Source organism: Gaoshiqia hydrogeniformans (assembly GCF_049347105.1).
Lineage (GTDB): Bacteria > Bacteroidota > Bacteroidia > Bacteroidales > Prolixibacteraceae > Gaoshiqia > Gaoshiqia hydrogeniformans.
In genome coordinates, this window is record NZ_CP186334.1 from 115,082 (window position 1) to 138,554 (window position 23,473).

A 23,473-nucleotide genomic window follows, 5' to 3' on the forward strand; every position below is an offset into this window, starting at 1 on the left:
TAGAAGTTATAAGAATTTCCCGGAAGCCATTTTGATGACCTGGTTCACCGTTCTGCGGGAGCCGCCAATAAAGATGGGGGCAGAGCGTCCCATGGTCGATACCGCAGAACTGATCCCGCTGGTGGAAACGATCCAGGTCGAGATGGATGGAACGGTAAACATACAGATGGCTGTCATCAAGAAGGTGATAATGACCACCCCAAAGGATAACAAGCCGTTCATTTTGAGGAAAAGGAGCTTTTCAATCGATACCAGCGTTCCTTCTCTAGTCACTATTTCGGCATAGCGGTCAATTTCGGATTGCATGGCGAATTCTTGGAAAATCCCTCCTACAAACATGATGATCAAAGCAATGGTCGTGTAAAGGTTAACCGAGATAAAACGGGCGATCCAGGTCGAAAAGCTGTCGCGGAACATGGGCAGAATGCTCAGCGCCACGGAGAACGGTCCGAGCATGATCAGGATGCCCGAATAGATGATCTGAATTGCAAAAACAACATAGACAGCCGTCCGTAGGATCATCAGCGAAACCGACTCCAGACCTTGTGACAGGATCAGTTGAATGCCGATCTGAAGTTTCTCTTTAAGTTCCAAAACAGGAGCCACGACGGTTTCAACGCCTTCCCGGAGGGTTCTTCCCATCGATCCCAACGGATCTTCCAGGAAGGATTTGGATTGCTGGGCAGCCGCTTCGGTTTGGGCAGCGTAACTGTAGAGTTGTTCGACCAGTTGATACTGGTAATCTTTCCGGATGTACCGGAGATTATTCACCGCCAACTGTTGCGTCTCCTGTTTGTTCCACATCGCTTTTCCCATAATATCGGTGGGAAAAGAAACCAACTGCACAAAGGGTCCCCAATAGAGGATGATCATCAGTAGGCCAAACGGACGCAATAAGGGGAGGATGTCCCATTTTTCTTCCCCTGCCATCATCCGGTAGGATTTTCCGGCAAATGCCAGCAAGGTCATAAAACCAGCCAAAACCCGCGCCAGATCAATAAAAGTATCAAACTCTCCCCAGATGACTTCTTTCCAGCCAGAGAGGAAGGCATCCATAAACCAGTCATCGAATAGCGGGCCACCTTCTGCCCAGTCAATGGCTTTCTGCATATTCTCCGAAACCGGTTTCTCTGTAGTCGTCTGGGCCGGCAAAAGCCCGGGCAGGGAAAGGGCCGCCATCAACAGCCCGATCCGCATAAAATATAAAAAACGCATCATGTTGGATTTTAGAATTGCTTAATAAGAAGTTTTTGCTTTCCGTATGATTTTCCGCATCAGATCGGCATCACTGGAAACATCGCGTTGAAATTCCATATCCGGGGAAAGGACGGGGCTGCTGTCTGCTTTCTTTTTAAAGGCAAGCATCCGGTTTGCCCAGTTCAGGTGGTGGTCCCATTTTGAGCGGGCTTGGCGGTATTCCTGCAGGATGCGGTGATAGGCCAATATCCGGGACCCCCTGTCCATATCGGTTTTAAATGCAACCATCAGCCGCTCCCGGAACATTGTCATTTGCTCCTCGAACCAGTCAAGCATCCGGGTTTGTTCCAAGTATTGGATTTCTTCCCTGTTCAGAGCATTTTTTACCCTTTGGATGTCGAAGTTCCGGACTTCTTTCAGTTCAGCTTTGTAATACAAACGCCAGAGCGGATCAACTTCCGATAATAAACCGGTGTAGTAGGTCATCTCATTGATTGCTGTTCGCCGGATGGAATCCGTGTATTGGCGACAGGCATTGCTGGTTTCCACCAGGGCGGCATTTAACAGCATCCGTTGAGTTTGCTCCCCGGTTGGCCCTAACGGGCGGAGGTCTTTCCCCCTCCGGTAGCTTCGATTCTGCGAAGGGGCAAGCCAGCCCCAGGTTCGCATAAAATGGATGTTGGTTTGAACACCCAGAAAATATCTGGGTTTGGGAAGAAAGTCACCCCAACTGGTAATGACCATCCGGTCTTGTTGGGCTTTAATGTGAGGGTCATCAATAACGATAAACCCCTGGGCAAAAACGCCGGGACACAGCACAATCAGAAAAAGCAGCGCCGGCAGCCCTTTCAAAATGAAAAGTTTCATTTTTTTGAATTGAAAGTTTATAAGAAAATGAAGGAAGATTGCATGGAACAATACCATCGCAATGATTTGCAGGGGACTTTACAAAGACAAGGACTTTGCTTCGCGGATGATTTGGTCAATGATCCTTTTGTCCTGATTGACCCAGGAAGAAAACGGGTTCAGCGAATTCCAAAACCCATACAAACGTTTCCAATGCAAGCTGTTATGGAGTGCAAAAAGAGAACCCCGCAGGAGTTGTAACCGCTGGGTTATTTTCCGAAGAAGTTCGTCTCTTGTTCCGTTGTTCATCATGGCGCGGGTACCGCCTTTGTTGATAAAGGTGGCTATTTCATCATACAGTTCAAGCGCTTGGACTTTGATGCTGTTAACTGATTCGGAAGCAAAAACGGCAACTTCCGGGTCCTCCGCCGTCATCCGGATGATTTGCGATGTTTCCGAAAGAATATCGGAGACAAGCCTGGTCTGGTATTTCATAAGCCTTCCATCTTTAAGCAGTTCATTGACATCGGTGAAGGAATTGAGAATGATAGTCCGGACGGCTGTCATTTGTAAAAGGTTGCTATTGATTTGATCGATATTACCTTTTATGGAGTCGGTCTGCCTGGTCAGGATTCGTTCGGCCTCCATCCTGGCATTCTGGTTGATCAAAAAAGATTTAAAATGGTTATAATCAACATAAGCAGTCACCTGGGCGTTTGCAACACCGAAGAACAAGAAAAAAAAGGACAGCAGAAAATTGGATTTCATCACGATAACGTTTTTGCTCTATTTACAATATCCTGTATAATCTTCCGGTCCTGGTTGATCCAGGAAGAGAATTGCGCATTTTCGCGATTGTGCCGGTGTTTTGCCCGCCGCAGGGTAAGCAGTAAAAGATAGGAATTGCGGCTTATCGTTCGCAGTTCATTCATACCATGGTCCAGAAGCATTCTCCGGTCAGCCGGTTTCATCTGGTTGATGTCGCTGTATGAAAGCACAATTCCCGTAATGAACCTGACAACCGACCAGGCCTTACCGGTTATTTCGGCTTCGCTTTCATAAGCAACGGGCGCCAGTGCGGGAGAACCGGAGACCACATCCAATATATCCTGCTGGGTTTTCAGAATGTCCTGCAATACCGGGTAAGCGTCCAGGGAAACAAAGCCCGCCTCAATCAACAATCCCAGGCTGTTCAGGCGGGACCTTGTTTTTTCGTACTGTTCCTGGAAGAAGCCGGTTTTTTCTTTGTTGATCTCCTCCTGGATTCCCACCAGCCCCTGCTTTGCCCTGATCTTTTTTTGCCGTTGGTGTTCTTTCAGGGTGTTGTCCACCTCTGTATGGATCAGTTGGTAACATATCCAGCTTTTCGCGTGGCAGTCTTTCCAAAACGGGATAAGCATCAAGCCTACGATCAGAAGGACTTTTAGAATAAATTTTGTCATAGTGTTTTGGCGTTGGCGATGATTTCATTCATGATCCGGATATCCTGGTTCACCCATCCTGAAAACGGGAAAAGGCTTTTCCAGAGGCCCCGGCGCATGGCCCATTTGATGGAATGTTTCACACCAAAGGCAGCGCCGTAGATCAGCCGTATTTCATCATAGATGTGGTTGAGCAATTTCTGCCGTTCCCCGGCATCCATCATGTTGGTTTCCCCGCCTTCCAGAATGTTGGTGATTTCGGCGGCGAGACCAAGGGCTCTTGTTTTGAAAACAGAAGCGCTTTCCTGTGCGAAGATGATGTATTGTGGATTTTCGGCAGCCAGCCGCGTCGCCTCGGTAACCTCCAGGATAATGTCCTGTGAAGTCTCATAAATCCTTTTGATCGTGATTGCATTTTTTACCGTCTTTGACACTTCAGTCAGACCTTTTACAACTTTTTGCTGGAGATTATTTGCCACTTCCAGTTGGGAATTAATTAAAATTTGTCCCTTGTGGATCGCGCTCAGATTGTCATTTGTTTTTTCCTGTTGCTTTTTGATGGTGTTGGCGTATGTCCGCATGGCCGGGGCAGTCAGGAGATCGACATAAATGATCTGGGCCTGCAGGTCAGCCATGATACAAACAACCAAGCCTGCAACGAGTAGTAATATTTTGGCTTTCATTCGTTTTCATGTTTATTGGTTAAGGCTTAAGACTTCGTATTCCGGACATTTTAGATCTTTAACCGGAAATAGCTTTGTTTTGGCGTCCGATCCATTGCGAAAATTCCAGGCCGCTGGCCTGAAAATCCTTTTGCAGCCGGATGACTACGTTAGTTCCATGCTGTTCCTGGTAAAAGGAGAGTACTTCGAACATCTGGTCAGTCAGAACCTGGCCGGCAATATTGACCAGCAGGACAAATTTTGAGACAGGTAGCCCGCATTTTTTCATGTGCCCTACAAATTTCTCCAGCCCGTCAGGATAATTGCCGAAAGAGCTGATGTAAGTTTGAACGGCCAGTTTTTCCGGTTTTTCGGTGGTATAGGTCAGGTACTGGCAAAGGGAAACTTCCACTCCGTAAACTTCGCCGGTTGATCCCCTGCGGATATAAACTTCCTTAAAAGGGCCCCTGTTTGTTTTATTGTCCAGGTTGTTGACGGTGAAAATCTTTCTCTTTTCAACTTCATTGATCGAAAGCAACCTCTCAACAGATTGATAATTATCCCTGAATTTGCTTTGATCCAGCAGGCACACCGTGTCGGAATTATTGATGATGCTGTCCTTCACCACGGCATTCCCGATAATGTCGTCCAATTCCTGGGTGACCACAATCGCCTCCCCGTTAAACTTGCGGACGGTTTTGTACAGGTAAAGAATGTACCCGGCCATCATGGGGGACGCAATGGCTTTCCATGCCTCCTCTATGATAAGGGCTTTTCGCTGGCCTTGCCGGAAGCGCATTTTCTGAAGGAAAATATCCATAACAATCAGGGTCACAATCGGAAAAAGCGTCTTATTCTCTTTGATGTTATCAATTTCAAAAACAATTAGCCGTTCGCCAAATAAGCTGCTGTCGGCTTCTTCGTTCAGGATGCTTTCAAACTCTCCTCCTTTGTAAAATTTCTTTAGCACATACCGAAAGGACGGAAAGTCAAATTCGATTTCATCCTTTTTACAGATCAAGGGTATCAGATGGATCGCAAACTCATAAAACATATTAAAATTCAGCGAGTCCACTTTGAAATAGTATGTGCCGGAACTTTCCGGGCGGTCTTTTGGTTCGTGGACGGACGCTTTTTCGATCCGCCGGTTTTCTTTAGCATGAAAGTGATTCCTGTAAAAAGCAATGACCACATCGCTTATCACATCCGCCTCCAGCTGGGAAAGTTTTCCGTCAGCGCCTTTCCAGAGCAGCCCGATCAGGGTGGTCAGAAAGTCTTTTTTCTCCAGGTTATATTCATCGCGGGTGATCACAAAAGGGTTCATGGTAATCGGCTTTTCCGGTTTGTAGGTAATGTATCTGCCGTTCAGGTAAGCTGAAGTTCCGGCATAGCTGTCGCCGGTATCGACAATCACCACGTCCATATTATAAAGCAGATATTGTTCGATCAGGGCGTTCATGAAAAAACTTTTGCCTGATCCGGACGGTCCCAGGACAAATTTGTTGCGGTTATTGATCCGGCCGGTGTCCCAGGAATAATCTGCCGGGTCAATTTTAATAGGAATGCCCTGTCTGTCTGTAAAACAGACCGAAAAACCTTTGGGCGCCGGTTCAGAGACAGGCAGGGCTTCCTTAAAAAGGAAGCTAAGCGCGGCATCGGAGGTGGTTAAGTACAGGTCGTAGTTTTTGAGTTCCACCCCATTGCCGGGCAAAGCCGACCGGAAAAGTTCCAACTGATTATAGCTGTTCCGTGACGGAATGATCCCCTGAAGGAAAAGCGCATTTTCAATGTAATTGATGGTTTTGGGCAGCTCTTTTTCACCAGCGCAGACCAGCAACGAAAAGTGGGCATTGACCAGCAGTTGGTTCTCGCGGGCCACATCCTCCAGCAGTTTTTCAATATCAGCTACGCAAATATCATTTTCAGGATCAGGGATACCCGAATGCCGTTTTTGTTTCACCTGAAGTTTTTGAATGGTGCTGGTCTGTTTCGGAATCTCAATGACCTGGTTGTAAATGATCGTGTCGTAATCGGGAACGTGGTGCAAAAAAGCCATGACATCCACCGGAAAGTCTTTCATGGCTTCGTTGTTGCTTCGTCGGATATACGGGGAGATTTTCTCCGGTAAGTCAATCCTGTCGATGTCAATCAAAGAGAGGCACCGGACCTGCCTTTCCCCGATCCGGATATCGGTATCGGAAGGGACCATGTTGTCCAAGACAATATTCTTTGACATGAAATCCATCGTCAGGATCCGTAGTACCAGCAGGTCGATTTCCCGTTGGCCCAATAACTGGGGCTTGAACCCGTTCGTATCCAGTGCCTGTTTTAGCTTGAAGATCACTTCCTTAAAATCATCTGATCCTTTTTTTGGGAAAGCCGTTTTTTTGCCGCCCGGTTTCGTGATGACCAAGTAGGTGGAAATTACCGTGTAAACCCGCCCTTTAAAGTGTTCTGCAAACTTTTGCTGAAGATATTCTTCCGAGGTTTGTCCCTGGTAGCTTCCTTTGGAAAACACATCCAGCTTTTGAACAAGGTAACCCTCCCCGAGGATTTTAATCACATTCAGCAGGTTTTGATGAAATTTGATGTATTCTTCCGGATCAGCGCAATATTGTAAAACCGGGTTGACGATCTTCAGCACGGCGCTGGGTTCGCCCCTGGTTCCCAGGAGTACATGCAACTCGTCATCATCCGTTTCAATGCCGATGTAGGGCAGTTTAAAAACTTTCTTTTTTGACATTTCTTACTCCTCTCAGGTTAAAATGAAATACATAAATGCCTTTGTCTCTTTTCTTGTCGTACAAGCCTTTTCTTTGTTTCCGGGAGGTGTAATAAATTCCGCCTCCAGTAACGGCTGCCATGATGATTATTCCGGCAACCAAGTTAAACACCGCCCCGATCAAGCCGGCCAGGACAAGGCCCAGGATGACAAAGCCAATGGCCCAGTACATGTACCGGCCTTTAAAGCCTTTGTAAACAAGGGGCTTTTGAAGCCCCTTGTAGATGAAATACTCATGCATAGTCAGCCTGCTTATAAGCCAAACATACCTTTAACAAGCAGGGGAGCCAGGATCAGGAACAAGGCTGATCCACCCCAACCCAAAATCTCTTTGTTGATATCGTGGTCCCCGTTATTCCACTTGTTGTAGATACGGATCCCCCCGACGATTCCGACAATTCCCCCGATGGCCATCACCAGGGTAGTGATTGGATCGATATAGCTTGTTAGTTCGGATGTGCCGGCAGCCAGGGCTGATCCGACATCTCCCTGTGCATGGGAAGCCAGCGTTACCAGCATGAAGCCTGCAAGCACGTAAACGCGCTTCTTCGATTTTACAACTTTAAAAATTACCTTTTTCATTTTCAGTGATTTAACTTATTAATAATAAAAAGCAAGCAGAAGAAAGAGCAAAAAAAAGCAACCGGTCAGGCTGCTTAATTATGGGACTCTTTCTTTGTCAAAAGCTATGTCTTTCGAAATCATGTTTGGTGGTCATCACGATAGCCTTTTGACGGATCGCAGGCAAAAGTTGGCTGATGGACAAACCGCCGGACAACGGATCGGGAATTATTTCATTTTGTGCAGATGTTTCCCTTTGCCGGACGTTGACGTCCTGCTTGCCGGGTTTCATTGCTGACCGTTCCGCATCAGTCGGGTTGCTTTCATCTTCCAGTGCCGTGACGATAACCGGTATTGCTTCTTCAGCAAACTGCAACAGGTCGTTCCCGTCGCCGCCTATGACCGTTGACGGTCGGCGGATCAGGTCAAAGAGGATGTTTCCTCCGTAGTACAGCGCATAACATCCCGTTACCGCTATGGTAAAACTAGTCCATGTCATTGATTACTTCTTTTAATTTCTCTTTAATGTCGGGGTGCTCAAGTAACTGGTTGATGGCAAATACTGTGAATTTTTGCATGGTGATTTTGGCGGCATTCAGTGCAATCAGCTTCCGGTAAGTTTTGACCGGCAACCGGATGTGGATCATATTCGCCATCTTTTCTCCATTGCCGGAGTTTAAAATCAATTCAATCATGCTGCCATCCGGCTCCGGACTCAGTCCCAGGTTGACATCGTTTTCCTTATCTCTCTTTCCAGGTTGAGTATCTTTTTGGAACTCGCGTACTTGTTGCTGCCTTTCCCTGATTTCATCGGCAAGTGACTTGATTTCGGTCATAACTGTAACATTTCAAATACAGGTTCAATCATCGGCAATAGCTCCAGTGGGATGTGTTTAGTTGTTAAACGCTGGAAGGCCACCCGGTCTGTCAAAGCGGGCGTTACTTCACCATATTGGCTAAAATCCCGGTTGATGTCTTCCATCAGGGCGTAATTCACTGAAGCTTTAAGCCGGTTGGGAATGAATACTTTTCGGGCGGCGGGGTTCAACTGAACGGTAATGAGGGCGAAAATGACGGTGGACTGGTACGAAAATTTGTCGTAAGCAAAAGGGATGGCAAACAGATCTGCTGCCTGTATGACGGGCACCAATGCATCGTCATCGATTTTTCCCGGCAAATCAACAATAACCGTCTGGTCTTCATCTCTTTTTAACAAGTCCAGTAAAGAAGGGAACTCGCCCAGTTCTACATCAAGAACCTGGTAAAGTTCCGGATTTTCCAAATTTTTGGATTCCTCATACCGAGACAGGATGGATCGTTGATAGTCCATGTCCAGTATAATGGCTTTTTGCTTTTTTACCACTGTGAGATAGTTGGCAAACAGCATGGCAAGGGTGCTTTTTCCGGCTCCTCCTTTTTGATTTCCAAATACTATGACCATGTTATGTGATTTTATTTCGGTTTATGTGGTATCGATCCTAATCCTGGGTTGGTGGATCATGCGAAAAAGGGACAAATAGCAATTAGCCCCGCAAAGTCAAATTCGAAGAGTGATTCTTTTTCGAAAGCTCAGAAAATAGGCAAAGGAAATTCACCTGTGTGCCTTGATTAGCAGGCTTATCTCAAAAAAAAACAAGTTGGAGAATTAAAAACAAAACGGCTGGGGCGGAAGTTACGGAGAGATGCCGGCAGGCATCCACAATATGATAGATAATCTTCGCTTCCTGTTTAATTACAGGTATTGAGCGGCAACATGATTGTTCGTGATATACCGCACTAAATAGATGGTTTCTCCGTTCTGCTTGTATTGCGTGAAAAATACGTACCACTGCGTTGCTTTGCCTTTTGGGAAGGATGCATAGTACATACCTATTCCGTAACGGTTGAAATAATTCGGTGCAGGTTTCTTCAATCGGGAGTGCAAGGTTGTATTGATGTCGTGCACCAACTTTGTGATATATTCTACTGCGCTTTCCCTGAACCCGAAATATTCTTTTTGATACAATATTTCGGATAATTCAACGAGGTAATCTTCTACCTTAGGCAAGAAAACTACTCTCATTTTTTAAGCATTTTTTCAAGTCGGGGGATAACCCTTTTGAGTAGTTCTTCCGCAGTAATAGCACTGGCAAGATCTTCGTCAGGCTCTAAATGCTGTTCCTTGGTCAATATGAACGTTTCGTTTTTCCCTCTTTGAATAACAATCCGTTCTTCCCTTGCCAAATCCAGGTACTTTTTCATATTGCTTCGTAATTCTGCCGAACTGATGACTTTCATACCTTCATTATTTGATGTACATTATAGAGTACAAATATAGTCTTTATTTTTATGAGTTTCAATTTCGCGTTACAACATATTTGAGGGTAGCATGTCAGGATTCCGTTCAACTGGAACTTAATGTTTGGCACTGCATGCCGCAAGAAGTCCTATTTTAGTTAGTAGTAGCGTTTTAATTCTCTTCATTAGAATTCATGCTCAATCATCCACTTTTTTATTTTATCATGTTCTTGTTTATTTTCAGGGAAGCTTCTTTCAATATTTCCAATACATTCAACATAGAATCCATCAACGTATAAAATATAGATTTCATCCAGATCATCAATTCGGTCTGTAAAATGCCTTACGATTTCTCCTTCTTTTCCAATCAAGCGATTTTCATAAAAGTCAAATGAAAACTGTCCATCTTCTACGTGATAATGATATTCTGGATTTTCTATTTTTTTGATAACTTCTTTCTCTCTTTTATTAATTTCAATGTTTGAATTTTCAAGTCTTTGGGCATTTTGGATAGCATCTAATGACTTTTCCATATTTCCTTTCTTTTCTTCGGCGAATGACTTGTAAAAAAAGTCTTCCAGTAGATATGTTTTCTCTTGAAGTTCAAAGCTGTCAGAAGGTTTTAAAATTATTTTGTCAGGCTGCAATTCTGCGGATGCTTTTATAAATTCAAATTCATAAAGAAATTGTTTGACAACGTTTAAATCATCAGTCAATATGATATTTTCGTTATTTCGAAATTCTGCATTGTAAGTCCAGTTATATGAGCCAGTGACTGTAATTTTCTCATCAATAATTATGAATTTATGATGCATTAATCTCGAACTGTCAGCAAAATAAAATTTACCACCAACTTGAATAAACTCATCAAAATTGAGCCCATCTTTTCTGTTGTTGATATGGTCATTATTGACGATTAATTCAACAATGATTCCATTGCGAATTAACTGAAGCAGTGTTTCAAAAAGATCCTCATTTGTAAACCATGCAATAGCAATTAAAATGCTTCTCTCAGCGGATTTTAGATACTCTTCGAGTTGATTCCCAATAAATTTGAATGTCGCTTTCATTTATGTTGATAAGTTTTGTCTTACTGTTTTTACCGTCAACGGTAAATTACCATCTGTGGTTTTTATTTTTTTCTTTCATCTTATTGTCAAAATCCATTGATTCTATCGACTCTGAATTGTCGTAGTGGCCTTTATTTTCTTTAATTTCATTTAAAATTTTTTCTTGTTGTCTTTCTGAAGCAAGCTCCATTTCATCAGTCAATTTAATCCGGTGCGGGATAAAAGTCATAAACTGAAAACTTTCTGGTCTTTGAGGTATTCCAATTGTTCCTCCTATTGGATTTATCTTTGTATTTATCATTTTTTCTTCGTCTCCACCGGTAAGAAAAGACCAAAAAATAAATCTTGAAAACTTTACGTACATTGAGCAACTCTTTTTTTCTTCACTAAACACTGTCGTACCATCAAGAATTCTTGTCATATAATAATCAACACTATGGCTTGGCATTGTATGGTCTATGACTTTGTCTGTTAGAATTAAATGTGCATTATTATAATCTAGAGGAAAAATACCATTTAATAAAAATTCTCTCCATTGTTTCTCGGCATCTCTCATTGTGTTGTAGAACGTAAAGTTCTCGATATTGGGTTGTTCAAGTTCGAGAACCAAAATTCTCCAAAGCATGGAAATTGCAAAGTAAAATAGGTTCTCGTTGTAAGGCATTTGAGCGAAGCTGTTATTTAAATAAACATGAAAGATATTTTCTGCAAACCATTTCTCTCTTTTACTAAAAATTTGTTCTGCTTTTTCTGACAATAAATATTTTTTCAATCCATCTTGGTCTCTCTTATTTGGAGTTGTATATCCTCTTAAATATTTAGAACCGGTAGATTTCATCCATTGAATCACAAATTTTGGATATATATGCGAATTTTTTAGCTCCGTTTCCTCTGACGTTAATTTACATATTCCTTTCATGAAGTTGCGAATTTAAAATTCCGGTAACGTATATATGGCAACTGTACTTATCTCTTATCTGCGTCAATTGTAACTAAATGTAAATATAGCTGCTATCTTACAAAAAGACACTCTGCCAATTCGCTATTTTTGACCATTATTTTTTCCCTGGAATTAAAACAGATGAGTACTTTTCCCGTTGTTCGTCCTCAAAACTGTCAAGGTAATGTTTGGTTACTTTTGTGCTTTGATGTCCAAGTTGTTCACTTATAAATTCTATTGGCGCTCCTGATCGTTTTAGAACTGTGCTGTACGAATGTCTGGCCCAATAAGTAGTAATCGCTTCATCTATACCCAAAGATTTGGCAATCCTTCGGATATATTTATTCGTGTTTTTGATGTGTTGCTTCAACCGCTTGTGTTTTTCCAATTCGGTATATTCTGCTTTAAATACTGGAAATATAAAATTCTCAGGTGTATTGTCCTGGTTGCCGATACGATCAATTATCTGCTGTATTTCAGGTAATAACAGAACTTTAATAACAGGTACTTCCTTGGTCGTTTCTTTCGTTTTTTGCCGAATAAATTCGATATTACTTCCCTTTATATTCTTAAATTTCAAATTGGCTATATCAACCATGTTCATTCCATTGCACAAATAGCTAAAAAGCCAATAGTTTAAAGCTAAGTATTCGTTTCTGTCGGATGGGGTGTAACTGAACAGTTTTTCTATATCCGATATCGACAGGGCTTTTTTTGAGTTTTTACCATCCGGAATCTGATACTTGCCTCTTTTAAACGGGTAGTTTTCTTTGGGCAATAATCCGTCATCAACAGCTTGGTTGATTACTGTTCTTAAATTACGCAAATAAATACCAATAGTCGTATGCGACCTTCCGGTAGCCAACATCCATTTTTCGTACGATTTTAGCCATTCCGGGGTAACATCAAAAAAGGTAAGCTTTTTCTTTTTTGTTGTCTTCAAAAATTCTTCAATAGACGCTACAGTAGACTGAAAGGTTACTGCCGTATTTATGCTATTTTTTGCTGTAAATTTCTGGCGTCGTAATAATAAAGCATCCAACACAGATGATTTACTCGAAGCTTGCGTATTAAATTGATTCAGGAACCCGGAAAAAGAAAAGACATTCATTCTATCAATTATTGTAACTGCTTTGTTTTCAATAGCGGCAAAATAAATTTCCAGTTCTTTCAATTTCTTATTTCTGTGTTTGCCAGATTTCAAGGTTTGCCATTCTGTTTCGGTAAGAAACTTCCCAATCGGATAGTATTTCTGTTTTCTATTGTAAGTTAACCTTAACTTTATGGCATAGGTACCATCCTTCTTTTTTATCCTGGTATCCTGAACAATCGCTGTAGTTACTCTAATCATAAATGAACTATATTTGTTATGAAAATTTCTGTAGCAATTTTGATACATACAATATACATACAAATATAGAAAATAACGGCAATTTTAAGAAATTAAAAGAAAATACCAACTTGTATGTCACAGGTATAGTGATATATAAGAAAATAAAAGAAGGCAAAAGAAATATTAGCGCATGATTCATAATCATGAGGTCGCCGGATCATGCCCGGCTCTCGCTACTGGAAATAAAGGAGTTACAAATATAGAATTTGTGACTCCTTTTTATTTGCATGTAACTGTGGATCACTCCAAAAAAAAGGGGATCACGGATTAAGGAGGATAAATCGGAATTTCTGTGGAGCACGATTTTTAGGTGAAGTAAAAAATTGGCCTTGTTTCGCCGGAATATCTGTTATAAAAAAAGAGCCGGCACCTTTGGAACCAACTCTTTTGCGGAGAGAGAGGGATTCGAACCCCCGGACCCGTGAAGATCAACGGTTTTCAAGACCGCCGCATTCGACCACTCTGCCATCTCTCCTTAATGTGGCGGCAAAAGTAGATGATTTTTTTTAAACACAAAATAAAATGCAAGAAAAAATCTAAGCGCAAAAAAAAAAAAAGTGGGATAAGGTTTGCTTTTTTAAATCTTATTTTAGAATTTTATAAAACTTAAAATTGAGGCGACTAAAAGTGTTGATTTTACTGAGGTTTTGATAAAATTATGCCGCAATTGTCTGATTAATAATAAAACTATGTCAATAAACAAATAATAATAATCAGTTTATTTTTTAACCCTAAACATGTTTTCCTATGAACAAAGCTCAATTAATTGACGCCATTGCTGAAAAAGCAGGCCTTACGAAAGCTGATGCTAAAAAAGCTCTTGATGCATTCGTTGAAGCAACAACTGATGCATTGAAAAATGGCGACCGTGTCGCATTGATCGGATTTGGTTCTTTTGCAGTTTCTTCCCGTAGCGCAAGAACAGGTAGAAATCCTCAGTCAGGAGCTCCTATAGAAATTCCTGAAAAGAAAGTAGTTAAGTTCAAACCTGGTGCAGAACTTGCAGATACAATCTAGAATTATTCTGAAAAGAAATTAAAAAAGGGGAGCCCGTTAAGCTTCCCTTTTTTAATTTTGTACCGGAAACCGGCCGGAAAATCATTCATGAATAGAATCGGGCACCGGCTTAAATTGAAGGATGGTTAGTGTATAACATCAGGCTAAATTTACTATCATCGCAGAACACCAGCTCAGACATAAAACTATGGTATAGCCATGTATGAAAAACGAATAAATTATTTATCAGAATTTATTACACCCGAGCGGCTTGCGTTGTTCGAACGGTTGTTGGATCAGCGGATAAAATACCTGACTGTCGTATTGGAAAATATTTATCAGGCACAAAATGCCAGCGCAGTACTTCGGTCGGTTGATTGCTTCGGGGTGCAAGATGTTTACGTCGTTGAAAACGACAACCGCTTTGAGGTAGACCGGGAGGTTGCCATGGGCGCTTCAAAATGGTTAAATGTAAAAAAATTCAACAAACAGGAAAACAACAGCCTCGAAGCCGTTAAGTGTTTGCGTAAAAAAGGATACCGGATCGTAGCAACTACCCCGCACAAAGGTGATGTCAGCCTCGAAGACTTCGATCTTGCAAAAGGAAAATCAGCCCTTTTCTTCGGCACCGAACTTACAGGAATATCGGACGTAATCAAAGAGGAGGCGGATGAGTTCCTGAAAATCCCCACGTACGGTTTTACCGAAAGTTTAAATATCTCGGTTTCAGCAGCCATAATTGTACACTATTTGACACACCAACTACGGAGCCGGTCCGATATCGACTGGAAACTGACAGCTGAAGAGCGTGCAGAAATAAAACTGGCGTGGTTGCGTCGTACAATAAAAACATCTGAACTAATTGAAGAACAATTTGATATCAAGAATAAGCTAAAATAACCATGAATGTGTTTGTAGAAAAATTCGCAGATATTAAAGTTTTGCGGTATGAATTAACCGGCTTTAAAAACCTGGACCTGAAACAAAAACGATATATATATTACCTGAGCGAGGCTACCCGCTGCGGGCGCGACATTCTGTGGGACCAAAATAACAAGTACAATTTACAGATTCGGGATTTGCTCGAAGCCATTTACAAAACTTACCGCGGAAACCGCCAATCTGACGATTTTTCAGCCTTTCTGATTTACCTGAAACGGGTTTGGTTTGCCAACGGAATACATCATCATTATTCGATGGACAAGTTCGACCCCGGATTTGAACGTTCGGCTTTTGTGAAAATGATGGGTCAATCGGAGCTGAAATCGACCGAGGCTGACCTGGAAGATCTTCTTGATGTTATCTTTAATCCGCAACGGGAAGCTAAACGGGTGAGCCAGGATAGCCGCAACGACTTGCTCGAAGCATCGGCCATGAACTATTATCAATCGGTACGCCAAGCAGAGGCTGAACAGTTTTATGAAGAAAAACGAAAAAGCGCCGGAAAGCAGACTCCTTCATTCGGTCTGAATTCACAACTGGTAAAAGAAAACAGACAGTTGAAAGAAGTGGTCTGGAAGGCCGACGGCAAGTATGGAAACGCTATCCGGAAAATTATTTACTGGCTGGAAAAAGCTATCCCGTTTGCTGAGAATGTCCGTCAGCAGGAACTAATCCAAAAATTAATCGCGTTTTACGAGACCGGTGATCTCAAATTATTTGACGAATACAGCATTTTGTGGGTTGGTGAAAATGAAGGGATGATTGATTTTGTAAATGGATTTATTGAAGTGTACGGCGATCCGCTCGGAATAAAAGGGAGTTGGGAATCGATTGTTAATTATAAAGATATGGAAGGAAGTAAACGTGCCCGGATATTATCGGAAAATGCAGCCTGGTTCGAGGCCAATTCTCCGGTTAATGAGCTTTATAAAAAAAAGGAGGTCAAGGGGGTCAGCGCTAAAGTAATAAACGTAGCCATGCTTGGAGGCGATTGTTACCCGCATACGCCGATCGGAATTAATTTACCCAATGCCGAATGGATCCGGGAGCTTTACGGATCAAAATCGGTGACCATCGAGAATATTACCCATGCCTACTTTCTGGATTCGCTGGGAAACGGTATGCTCGAAGAGTTTGCCGCATCGGCCGAAGAAGTTGAGCGAGCCCGAACATACGGACAGTTAGCCGGCAACCTTCATACCGATTTGCATGAATGCCTGGGGCATGGTTCAGGCTTAATGCTTCCGGGAGTTAATTCGGAAGACCTGAAAAATTACTACTCGACCATTGAAGAAACCCGAGCCGACTTATTTGCTTTGTATTACATTGCCGACGATAAGTTAATGCAATTAGGTGTTGTGTCTTCCGAACAATGTGGGATGGCCGAATACGACGCTTATATCCGGAACGGCCTGCTGACACAACTTACCCGGATCGAAGCGGGCAAGGACATGGAAGAATCCCACATGCGGAATCGTCAGCTAATTGCCCGATGGGCTTTTGTGCACGGAAAAGCCGACAATGTCATCAGTTTCTTCCGCCGGGATAATAAAACCTTCGTCAAAATAAACGATTATAAACAAGTCAGGAAATTATTCGGTCAATTATTGAGCGAGGTTCAGCGGATAAAATCGAAAGGCGATTATGCCGCTGCCCGGCGGTTGGTAGAAACTTACGGGGTAAAGGTTCAACGTGATTTACATACCGAAATCCTTGAACGGTTTAAAAAACTCGATCTTGCCCCATATGCCGGATTTGTTAACCCGGAACTGTCGCTGGTTCAGAATTCCTCAGGCGAGGTGATCGATGTTGCTGTCGATTATTCGGTGGGTTATACAGAACAGATGCTGAACTATTCGGGGAAATACGGATTTTCGGCATGGTGAAATACCGGTTGAATGCAGGCTATTATGTTTGAAATACAGGGATTGGGTCAGTTTCCGGAGGTTCGGGTATTGAATCAGCCAGTAAAAGCGGATCAAAAAGCGGAACGGTAACGCCAAACAGACTGCCCTTACCCGGCTCGCTTTGCACGCTTATTTGTCCGCCAAGTGTTTCTGTAAATTCTTTGCAAACAGAAAGTCCAAGTCCGGTGCATTTCTCACCTTCGGTGCCGGTATGGGTTTCCTTTGATGCACCCATGTCAAAAAGTGAATCCATCACGTTCTCTGACATGCCAATCCCGGTATCCTTGATACAGATTTTTGCGAACTTATCCTGTTTTTCAACGTAGAGTTCCACCGTTCCGTACCGGGGCGTAAACTTGATGGCATTATTCATCAGGTTGCGGCAAATGGTTTTGAGCATGTTCCGGTCGGTCCACAACAGGCAATCCTCCTGTTCGGCATAGACCAAGCTGATTTCCTTGTTCCCGGCAACCGACTCATAAATATCCAGGCTCTCATCGATGACTTCATTGATGCTAATCTTTTCCAAAACGGGAGTCAAGCTGTCCGACTGGCTTTTCGCCCAACTCAACAAATTATCGGTCAGCTCCAGCACATGGTCATTTTTCTGGTCCATTTGTTTGGCCATTTCTTTAACGGAATCAAAACGGTTGTCTTTTAGGTAAAAATTAATCAGCTTTGAAAAATTGGATACCGTAATCAGCGGGCTTCTCAAATCGTGGGCAATGATACTGAATAGCTTGTTTTGGGTATTAACCGATTTCTGAAGTTTTTCATTTTGGTGCTGGATCTGGCTTTGCTGGCTTAATATTTTCCGGCTTTGTTCCTGCAATAATTTATTGATGCGTTTGGCATAAATATACGCATAAATAAAAACGAACAGGATAACCAGGATAAACCCGATTAATATCAGAAGCATGTTTTGTTGAGAGCGTTTGATGATTAATTCATCGGCTTTAATCTGGTTTTCTTTTTCAAGCAGGCTAATCTGTGAGTTTTTCTTTTCAGTTTCGTATTTTTTTTCCAGTTCGAGAATTTTATCGGCCATTTCTGCGTTGTAAAGGCTGTCTTTCAGAGCCGACCATTTGCTCTGGTATTCAACGGTGTTCGCGTAATACCCTACCCTACCGGTTTGTTCGGCTAATTTGAGATTGTTTAAATAAAGGTTCTTGTAATTTCCAAGGATCGATTTCGGATTATTAATTTCCCGGGCAATCCCCAAGGCCTTCTGGTAGTAATTCTCCGCTTCCCTGTATTTTTCCTGATCGTAATTAATTGCGCCCAGTACCCGGTAGCACCCCTCAATATACTGGAGCGATCCAATTTTCCTGTAGGCTTGCAAGGCTTCCAGAACCAATGATTGTGATTTTCCATAGTCCTTTTTCCTGTAATACAGGGCTCCCAGGTTATACGAGATCAGGGCCAGGTTTTCAGGATGATCAGTCTTTTTTACTTCAGCATATGCTTTATTAAAATAGGCTTCGGTTTCATCAAACTTTTTTTGGTCAGCATAAACATTCCCCTTATTCATATACAAACCAAACCGTTGTTCTTCGCTTAGCTGAAAAAAAAAGCTTTCTTCCAATTGATTGAAATAGCCTTCAGCTGCCGGGTAATTTTTCAACTTCCGATGAACGATACCCAACTGGTTTAGAGTTTGCAATCTTAAATCAAGGGGATCGTTGTCGCGTAAAATTGTTTCGGCCTGTATGAGGTTGACAATGGCCGATTCGAAGTTGAAGTTTTTCTGAAATGTGGTTGCAAGCCCGATTAAGGCTTTTAGTTCCAGGATGTGATTTTCATGCTCTCGCGAAAGGTTTAATACCTGGTTTAGTACGAGAAGCGACGAATCCGTTTTGCCAATCGCGGCGTATATCTTCCCCTGGAGCAACATGGCTTCCCAGGCGCCCGACAGGTAATTGATTTGCTGAGAATCTTCCAGTATTTTTTTACTGAAAACAAGCGCGCTATCCAAATCCCTGGCAATCAACAATTCAAGCTCCTGCACCATTTCGTCTATTCTCATGTGATCGGTACCGGCGGTTGACGAAATAAAGCCATTCACGTTTTTCAGGCCCAAACCTGAGAAAATAAGGAAAGTCAGTACAAGCTGTTTATACATACGGACGATGGTTGAATACTTGTTTTGCGGCAGTAAATTACAAAAAATCAATTGGCTTTTAATCACAAAGGTGCAGTTTTTAAATTGCACCTTTGTTTTGAATTGCTGTTTTAAATGAACTTCTTACTAATTCCAATCTTCAAAATCAATATCTGTCTCTTCACGCACAGATGATGTTTTTAAAAGTTCCTCCGTTTCGTCAGCTTGTTGTATCACACATTTTATCGTTCGGTACTTTTGCGGAATAGTCAGATCAATATTCACCGAAGCAGCTAAAATAAGTGGTTCAGGCGCATTTACAGCCTGAATTTTCGACGAAAGTGTAACGACCACTCCCCAGTAGGTCTTTTCTTCCCTCACAATTTCTTTTTGTTCGATACTCTCAATGTTTTTTGTTCGCAGGGTGCTGAAGACAACTTCGAGCAGGTAGTTTTCCGTGTTTTTTCCTAAACTCAAATAAGGTTTAAAAATCTTCATAAATAATAAAATTAATAGTTATTCCAATTGATCATTTCTGATCCGTAAGTTAAGAAGATTTTATGTATTCCTCACATTAAAAGCATGTGTATCAGAAGAAATCTTATAGAGCAAACCAGGGTTTTGTTTTTTCCCGATAGTCTTTTTCTTCCTGATGCCGGTAGGTGTTTGTTTTCAAAACCGGAATATACTGTTTTTGATAATCTTCAATATGCTGAATAATATCTTTTAAACCCGTGATAAATAATTCAACTTCAGCATTGGTCATCGTCGGATGTAGAGACCAGCGCACCCAACCCGGCTTATCGGACAGGTCGCCCATATTGATCATTTCTGTGATTTCTGATGAGCGTTCGTAGCTCACTTCGAGTAAAAAATGTCCGTAAGTTCCGGCACAGGCGCAACCCCCGCGTACCTGTATCCCATATAAATCGTTTAACAGGCGTACCAGCAAGTTATAATGAATACCGGGCACATAAAATGAAATTACGCCAAGCCGGTCGCGCTGACGATTGGCCAGGATGACCACTTCGGAGATACTGTCCAATCCGGCAAAGGCCAGTTGCAGCAATTCTTCTTCCCGTTTCCGAATATTTTCGATCCCCATCTGGTCTTTCAACTGAAAACAAAGTGCAGCGCGTATGGATTGCAAAAAACCAGGCGTACCACCATCTTCACGCGCCTCAATATCGTCGACATATTTATATTTTCCCCAGGGATTGGTCCAGTCAACAGTTCCTCCGCCCGGGTGATCGGGTACGGTATTGTGGTACATCGACTTATCAAAAATCAAAACCCCGGATGAGCCTGGTCCTCCAAGAAATTTATGCGGCGAAAACATCACCGCGTCCAGTTTCATCATGGGATCGTCGGGATGCATATTCATTTCATCGTAAGGCGCCGAAGCGGCAAAATCAACAAATACCACCCCTCCGTATTCGTGCATAATTTTGGCCAGCTCGTAATAAGGGGTGCGGATGCCGGTTACATTGGAACAAGCTGTAAACGAACCTATTTTAAAAGAACGATCTTTATATTCTTCCAGTTTTTTGCGGAGGTTTTCCGGGTTGACCATCAAGTGTTCATCCGGTTCAATCAACACCACATCGGCCGTAGTTTCGTACCAGCAGGTGTGGTTGGAATGATGCTCCATGTGCGTAATGAAAACCACGGGTTTGTCCTGGTCTCTCAGCGGCGGTTTCTCAAATTGATTACCACACAAACGAATGCCTAGAATCCGGTGAAACTTGTTGATCACGGTGGTCATTCCGAAACCGGCCGTGATGATCACGTCATTGGGACCGGCATTAACATGTTGCTTAATGATTTGATGAGACAAATGATAGGCACAGGTCATACATGCGCCGGTTTCGCTTGTTTCACTGTGTGTATTGGCCACAAACGGCCCAAAGTCATTCCTGATTTTCTCCTCAATCGGGTGGTACAAACGTCCGCTGGCAATCCAGTCAGCATAACAAATCTTTTTTCTTCCATAAGGGCTTATGAAATACTGATCATTCCCAACTATTTGTTTTCTGAATTTATCAAAATATATTTCCAATGACTTCATAATCACGTATTTAAGCTATTCCAACACGGCAAAGGTAATTATTCATTCGATTCAGAGAGCTTCCTAACATTTTTTAACAGACAATTTTAATGCTTCTGACTTTCATTTTTTATGACATTTCGTCACTCATACCAAATGGCATAAACTTTGAAAAATGAACTGCTGTAAACATTGATGTAGAACTAAAAAATCAAATAGAAATGCAAAAAGGTAAAATTGGCGTATCAAGTGACAATTTATTCCCGATCATTAAAAAATTTTTGTATTCCGATCACGATATTTTTCTTCGTGAAATCGTTTCGAACGCCGTTGACGCTACCCAGAAACTACGAACATTGGCTTCGCGCGGCGAAACAACGGTCTCGGTTGAAAATGCCAAAGTCCGGGTATCGCTGGATGAAGACAAAAAGACCATTACGGTTTCGGACAACGGGATTGGGATGACTGCCGAAGAGGTGGAAAAATACATCAATCAAATTGCATTCTCGGGTGCGAATGAATTCCTCGATCAGTATAAAAACGACGCGAATGCCATTATCGGACATTTCGGACTTGGTTTCTATTCTTCTTTTATGGTTTCACACAAAGTTGAAATTGTCAGCAAATCGTATAAAGAAGGCGCTCAGGCCATTCGCTGGTCGTGTGACGGAAGCCCCGAGTTTGAACTGGAAGAAGCAGAACGCACCGAAGTGGGTACCGATATCATCATGCATATCAACGAAGAGTCGGAAGAATTCCTGAACAAATCGCGTCTCTCCGAAATCCTGAATAAATATTGCAAGTTCTTGCCGGTTCCGGTTGTTTTTGGAAAAAAATCCAACTGGAAAGATGGAAAAGAAGTGGAAAGCGAAGAGGATCATCAGATTAATGACATCAACCCGGCCTGGACTAAAATGCCGGCCGACCTGAAAGATGAGGATTATGCCGACTTTTATCAGAAACTTTATCCTTTTTCTGAAGAGCCCCTGTTTCATATCCACCTGAATGTGGATTACCCCTTTAACCTGACCGGTATTTTGTATTTCCCGAAACTGAAAAATACCATTGAAGTACAGAAAAACAAGATCCAGCTATACTCCAACCAGGTTTTTGTTACCGATTCAGTCGAAGGTATTGTCCCCGAATTTCTGACTTTACTGCATGGGGTGCTCGATTCTCCCGACATTCCGCTGAACGTTTCCCGCTCGTACCTGCAAAGCGACTCAAACGTAAAAAAAATCAGCAGCCACATCACAAAAAAAGTGGCCGACCGCTTAACCCAGTTGTTCAGAGACAACCGGAGCGAGTTTGAAAAAAAATGGGACGACCTGAAAGTTTTCATTGAATACGGCATGCTGACCGACGAAAAATTTGCAGAAAAAGCGAACAGTTTCTTCCTGTTTAAAAATACTGATCAGAAATACTTCACTTTTGAAGAATACGAAAGCCTGATTAAAGATAACCAGACCAACAAAGAAAATCAGTTAGTTTATCTGTACACCAGCAACCAGGAAGAACAATATACCTTTATCCAGGATGCCAAAAATAAAGGTTATGATGTGTTGGCGCTCGACGATATTTTATCCACTCACCTGATCAATAAATTTGAGCAGAAGTACACCGACAAACGTTTTGTCCGCATTGATTCCGACGTGGTAGATCACCTGATCCAAAAAGAAGATCATACCGATCACCTCACCTTCGAGGAACGCCAGGAACTGAGTCCCGTTTTCCAGTCTGTTTGCCCCGAAACAAATGGGGTGAATTACATCATCGATTTTAAAGCAATGGGAGAACAAGCTCAGCCAATGGTTATTACGCGGAATGAATTTATGCGCCGGATGAAAGATATGAGCAAATTACAGGGAGGAATGAATTTCTATGGCGACCTTCCCGAAAGCCTGAACCTGGTGGTCAATACCGATCATCCCCTGGTAAAAAAAGTACTGGCCGAAAAAGATGAAGTATTGAATTCGGACTTTACGGAGTTAAATGAGAAAATGGGTGCATTGAAAGCAGAAAAAGAATCGCTGGAAAAAGCCAAAGAAGGCAAGAAAGACGAGGAAGTTCCCCAGGCTGAGAAAGAAAAACTGGACGACTTGCGGGCTAAAATCTCCGGGCTGGAAGATGAAAAACGCGATAAACTAAACGCTTTCGGAAAAAACAACAAACTGGCCAAACAAATGGTCGACCTGGCCCTGCTGGCCAATGGCTTGCTGAAAGGCGAAGATCTTGACAAGTTTGTCCGCCGCAGCGTAGAGTTGATCAATTAATATACGCCACGCAATAATATGCAAAAGCCACCGGAACGAGATCTGGTGGCTTTTCCTG

General features: G+C 42.5%; 23 protein-coding genes and 1 tRNA gene. 4 read left to right on the plus strand and 20 right to left on the minus strand.

All coding sequences use genetic code 11. The annotated features are described in order from the left end of the window. Positions 1–6: 6 nt before the first annotated feature. The 17 genes from ACOIT5_RS00595 to ACOIT5_RS00675 all read right to left on the minus strand — a co-directional run bounded on the left by ACOIT5_RS00595 (position 7) and on the right by ACOIT5_RS00675 (position 13,624). Positions 7–1,218 carry a hypothetical protein gene (locus ACOIT5_RS00595; protein ID WP_423128532.1) on the minus strand — a complete coding sequence of 404 codons (1,212 nt, stop codon included), beginning with the start codon at positions 1,216–1,218 and terminating at the stop codon, positions 7–9. A gap of 18 nt (positions 1,219–1,236) precedes the next feature. Further along, complete coding sequence (locus tag ACOIT5_RS00600) at positions 1,237–2,064, minus strand: hypothetical protein (RefSeq protein WP_423128533.1); 828 nt, start codon at positions 2,062–2,064, stop codon at positions 1,237–1,239. Between the two features lie 78 nt (positions 2,065–2,142). Then, positions 2,143–2,811, minus strand: a complete 669-nt coding sequence (locus tag ACOIT5_RS00605; protein WP_423128534.1) for a hypothetical protein — start codon at positions 2,809–2,811, stop codon at positions 2,143–2,145. After that, positions 2,811–3,485 carry a hypothetical protein gene (locus ACOIT5_RS00610; RefSeq protein WP_423128535.1) on the minus strand — a complete coding sequence of 225 codons (675 nt, stop codon included), beginning with the start codon at positions 3,483–3,485 and terminating at the stop codon, positions 2,811–2,813. Before ACOIT5_RS00610 ends, ACOIT5_RS00605 begins: the two co-directional genes overlap by 1 nt. Beyond that, a complete protein-coding gene (locus tag ACOIT5_RS00615; RefSeq protein WP_423128536.1) occupies positions 3,482–4,147 on the minus strand; it encodes a hypothetical protein in 666 nt (221 codons plus the stop codon). The genes ACOIT5_RS00610 and ACOIT5_RS00615 overlap by 4 nt, the downstream gene beginning before the upstream one ends. A gap of 58 nt (positions 4,148–4,205) precedes the next feature. Then, on the minus strand, positions 4,206–6,869 hold the full coding sequence (locus tag ACOIT5_RS00620) for a helicase HerA domain-containing protein (RefSeq protein ID WP_423128537.1): 2,664 nt from the start codon (positions 6,867–6,869) through the stop codon (positions 4,206–4,208). After that, positions 6,847–7,149, minus strand: coding sequence for a DUF4133 domain-containing protein (locus ACOIT5_RS00625; RefSeq protein WP_423128538.1), 303 nt, complete (start codon positions 7,147–7,149; stop codon positions 6,847–6,849). Before ACOIT5_RS00625 ends, ACOIT5_RS00620 begins: the two co-directional genes overlap by 23 nt. 11 nt (positions 7,150–7,160) lie before the next feature. After that, positions 7,161–7,490 carry a DUF4134 family protein gene (locus ACOIT5_RS00630; protein WP_423128539.1) on the minus strand — a complete coding sequence of 110 codons (330 nt, stop codon included), beginning with the start codon at positions 7,488–7,490 and terminating at the stop codon, positions 7,161–7,163. Between the two features lie 97 nt (positions 7,491–7,587). Further along, entirely contained in the window at positions 7,588–7,968 is a 381-nt protein-coding gene (locus ACOIT5_RS00635) for a hypothetical protein (protein WP_423128540.1), read from the minus strand. Further along, positions 7,955–8,305 (minus strand): hypothetical protein, encoded by a 351-nt coding sequence (locus ACOIT5_RS00640; RefSeq protein WP_423128541.1) that lies wholly within the window; start codon positions 8,303–8,305, stop codon positions 7,955–7,957. The genes ACOIT5_RS00635 and ACOIT5_RS00640 overlap by 14 nt, the downstream gene beginning before the upstream one ends. Next, on the minus strand, positions 8,302–8,910 hold the full coding sequence (locus tag ACOIT5_RS00645; protein ID WP_423128542.1) for a ParA family protein: 609 nt from the start codon (positions 8,908–8,910) through the stop codon (positions 8,302–8,304). The genes ACOIT5_RS00640 and ACOIT5_RS00645 overlap by 4 nt, the downstream gene beginning before the upstream one ends. A gap of 291 nt (positions 8,911–9,201) precedes the next feature. Further along, positions 9,202–9,531 carry a hypothetical protein gene (locus tag ACOIT5_RS00650; protein ID WP_423128543.1) on the minus strand — a complete coding sequence of 110 codons (330 nt, stop codon included), beginning with the start codon at positions 9,529–9,531 and terminating at the stop codon, positions 9,202–9,204. After that, positions 9,528–9,746, minus strand: a complete 219-nt coding sequence (locus ACOIT5_RS00655) for a type II toxin-antitoxin system Phd/YefM family antitoxin (RefSeq protein WP_423128544.1) — start codon at positions 9,744–9,746, stop codon at positions 9,528–9,530. Before ACOIT5_RS00655 ends, ACOIT5_RS00650 begins: the two co-directional genes overlap by 4 nt. Before the next feature lie 185 nt (positions 9,747–9,931). Continuing rightward, complete coding sequence (locus ACOIT5_RS00660; RefSeq protein WP_423128545.1) at positions 9,932–10,816, minus strand: phospholipase D-like domain-containing protein; 885 nt, start codon at positions 10,814–10,816, stop codon at positions 9,932–9,934. A gap of 46 nt (positions 10,817–10,862) precedes the next feature. Beyond that, positions 10,863–11,735 (minus strand): hypothetical protein, encoded by an 873-nt coding sequence (locus tag ACOIT5_RS00665; RefSeq protein WP_423128546.1) that lies wholly within the window; start codon positions 11,733–11,735, stop codon positions 10,863–10,865. 136 nt (positions 11,736–11,871) lie between these two features. Then, the gene (locus tag ACOIT5_RS00670) at positions 11,872–13,107 is read right to left on the minus strand and encodes a phage integrase SAM-like domain-containing protein (protein WP_423128547.1); all 1,236 of its coding nucleotides are present in this window, start codon (positions 13,105–13,107) and stop codon (positions 11,872–11,874) included. 432 nt (positions 13,108–13,539) lie between these two features. Beyond that, positions 13,540–13,624 (minus strand) — tRNA-Ser (locus tag ACOIT5_RS00675). Between the two features lie 272 nt (positions 13,625–13,896). On the opposite strand from ACOIT5_RS00675, the gene ACOIT5_RS00680 reads away from it, so the two are divergent. The 3 genes from ACOIT5_RS00680 (at position 13,897) to ACOIT5_RS00690 (ending at position 16,973) form a co-directional block, all read left to right on the plus strand. Beyond that, positions 13,897–14,166, plus strand: a complete 270-nt coding sequence (locus ACOIT5_RS00680) for an HU family DNA-binding protein (protein WP_423128548.1) — start codon at positions 13,897–13,899, stop codon at positions 14,164–14,166. Positions 14,167–14,364: 198 nt separating this feature from the next. Next, positions 14,365–15,045 (plus strand): TrmH family RNA methyltransferase, encoded by a 681-nt coding sequence (locus tag ACOIT5_RS00685; protein ID WP_423128549.1) that lies wholly within the window; start codon positions 14,365–14,367, stop codon positions 15,043–15,045. A gap of 2 nt (positions 15,046–15,047) precedes the next feature. Then, positions 15,048–16,973, plus strand: a complete 1,926-nt coding sequence (locus ACOIT5_RS00690) for a dipeptidyl-peptidase 3 family protein (RefSeq protein WP_423128550.1) — start codon at positions 15,048–15,050, stop codon at positions 16,971–16,973. A 22-nt stretch (positions 16,974–16,995) separates the two neighbouring features. Here ACOIT5_RS00690 and ACOIT5_RS00695 read toward each other — a convergent pair whose 3' ends face one another. The 3 genes from ACOIT5_RS00695 to ACOIT5_RS00705 all read right to left on the minus strand — a co-directional run bounded on the left by ACOIT5_RS00695 (position 16,996) and on the right by ACOIT5_RS00705 (position 21,163). Continuing rightward, positions 16,996–19,116: a tetratricopeptide repeat-containing sensor histidine kinase gene (locus ACOIT5_RS00695; RefSeq protein WP_423128551.1), complete on the minus strand. Its 2,121-nt coding sequence runs from the start codon at positions 19,114–19,116 to the stop codon at positions 16,996–16,998. Between the two features lie 126 nt (positions 19,117–19,242). Further along, on the minus strand, positions 19,243–19,593 hold the full coding sequence (locus ACOIT5_RS00700; RefSeq protein WP_423128552.1) for a hypothetical protein: 351 nt from the start codon (positions 19,591–19,593) through the stop codon (positions 19,243–19,245). 103 nt (positions 19,594–19,696) lie between these two features. Further along, on the minus strand, positions 19,697–21,163 hold the full coding sequence (locus tag ACOIT5_RS00705; RefSeq protein ID WP_423128553.1) for an aminotransferase class V-fold PLP-dependent enzyme: 1,467 nt from the start codon (positions 21,161–21,163) through the stop codon (positions 19,697–19,699). Between the two features lie 200 nt (positions 21,164–21,363). Here ACOIT5_RS00705 and htpG point away from each other — a divergent pair, with 200 nt between their 5' ends. Continuing rightward, positions 21,364–23,415: a molecular chaperone HtpG gene (htpG, locus tag ACOIT5_RS00710; RefSeq protein WP_423128554.1), complete on the plus strand. Its 2,052-nt coding sequence runs from the start codon at positions 21,364–21,366 to the stop codon at positions 23,413–23,415. The last annotated feature ends 58 nt before the right edge of the window (positions 23,416–23,473 follow it).

What these genes read in the sequence shown, in the direction of transcription:
- ACOIT5_RS00595 (WP_423128532.1), bottom strand. Translation starts at nt 1,218, where the DNA reads ATGATGCGTTTTTTATATTTTATGCGGATCGGGCTGTTGATGGCGGCC.
- ACOIT5_RS00600 (WP_423128533.1), bottom strand. Translation starts at nt 2,064, where the DNA reads ATGAAACTTTTCATTTTGAAAGGGCTGCCGGCGCTGCTTTTTCTGATT.
- ACOIT5_RS00605 (WP_423128534.1), bottom strand. Translation starts at nt 2,811, where the DNA reads ATGAAATCCAATTTTCTGCTGTCCTTTTTTTTCTTGTTCTTCGGTGTT.
- ACOIT5_RS00610 (WP_423128535.1), bottom strand. Translation starts at nt 3,485, where the DNA reads ATGACAAAATTTATTCTAAAAGTCCTTCTGATCGTAGGCTTGATGCTT.
- ACOIT5_RS00615 (WP_423128536.1), bottom strand. Translation starts at nt 4,147, where the DNA reads ATGAAAGCCAAAATATTACTACTCGTTGCAGGCTTGGTTGTTTGTATC.
- ACOIT5_RS00620 (WP_423128537.1), bottom strand. Translation starts at nt 6,869, where the DNA reads ATGTCAAAAAAGAAAGTTTTTAAACTGCCCTACATCGGCATTGAAACG.
- ACOIT5_RS00625 (WP_423128538.1), bottom strand. Translation starts at nt 7,149, where the DNA reads ATGCATGAGTATTTCATCTACAAGGGGCTTCAAAAGCCCCTTGTTTAC.
- ACOIT5_RS00630 (WP_423128539.1), bottom strand. Translation starts at nt 7,490, where the DNA reads ATGAAAAAGGTAATTTTTAAAGTTGTAAAATCGAAGAAGCGCGTTTAC.
- ACOIT5_RS00635 (WP_423128540.1), bottom strand. Translation starts at nt 7,968, where the DNA reads ATGACATGGACTAGTTTTACCATAGCGGTAACGGGATGTTATGCGCTG.
- ACOIT5_RS00640 (WP_423128541.1), bottom strand. Translation starts at nt 8,305, where the DNA reads ATGACCGAAATCAAGTCACTTGCCGATGAAATCAGGGAAAGGCAGCAA.
- ACOIT5_RS00645 (WP_423128542.1), bottom strand. Translation starts at nt 8,910, where the DNA reads ATGGTCATAGTATTTGGAAATCAAAAAGGAGGAGCCGGAAAAAGCACC.
- ACOIT5_RS00650 (WP_423128543.1), bottom strand. Translation starts at nt 9,531, where the DNA reads ATGAGAGTAGTTTTCTTGCCTAAGGTAGAAGATTACCTCGTTGAATTA.
- ACOIT5_RS00655 (WP_423128544.1), bottom strand. Translation starts at nt 9,746, where the DNA reads ATGAAAGTCATCAGTTCGGCAGAATTACGAAGCAATATGAAAAAGTAC.
- ACOIT5_RS00660 (WP_423128545.1), bottom strand. Translation starts at nt 10,816, where the DNA reads ATGAAAGCGACATTCAAATTTATTGGGAATCAACTCGAAGAGTATCTA.
- ACOIT5_RS00665 (WP_423128546.1), bottom strand. Translation starts at nt 11,735, where the DNA reads ATGAAAGGAATATGTAAATTAACGTCAGAGGAAACGGAGCTAAAAAAT.
- ACOIT5_RS00670 (WP_423128547.1), bottom strand. Translation starts at nt 13,107, where the DNA reads ATGATTAGAGTAACTACAGCGATTGTTCAGGATACCAGGATAAAAAAG.
- ACOIT5_RS00680 (WP_423128548.1), top strand. Translation starts at nt 13,897, where the DNA reads ATGAACAAAGCTCAATTAATTGACGCCATTGCTGAAAAAGCAGGCCTT.
- ACOIT5_RS00685 (WP_423128549.1), top strand. Translation starts at nt 14,365, where the DNA reads ATGTATGAAAAACGAATAAATTATTTATCAGAATTTATTACACCCGAG.
- ACOIT5_RS00690 (WP_423128550.1), top strand. Translation starts at nt 15,048, where the DNA reads ATGAATGTGTTTGTAGAAAAATTCGCAGATATTAAAGTTTTGCGGTAT.
- ACOIT5_RS00695 (WP_423128551.1), bottom strand. Translation starts at nt 19,116, where the DNA reads ATGTATAAACAGCTTGTACTGACTTTCCTTATTTTCTCAGGTTTGGGC.
- ACOIT5_RS00700 (WP_423128552.1), bottom strand. Translation starts at nt 19,593, where the DNA reads ATGAAGATTTTTAAACCTTATTTGAGTTTAGGAAAAAACACGGAAAAC.
- ACOIT5_RS00705 (WP_423128553.1), bottom strand. Translation starts at nt 21,163, where the DNA reads ATGAAGTCATTGGAAATATATTTTGATAAATTCAGAAAACAAATAGTT.
- htpG (WP_423128554.1), top strand. Translation starts at nt 21,364, where the DNA reads ATGCAAAAAGGTAAAATTGGCGTATCAAGTGACAATTTATTCCCGATC.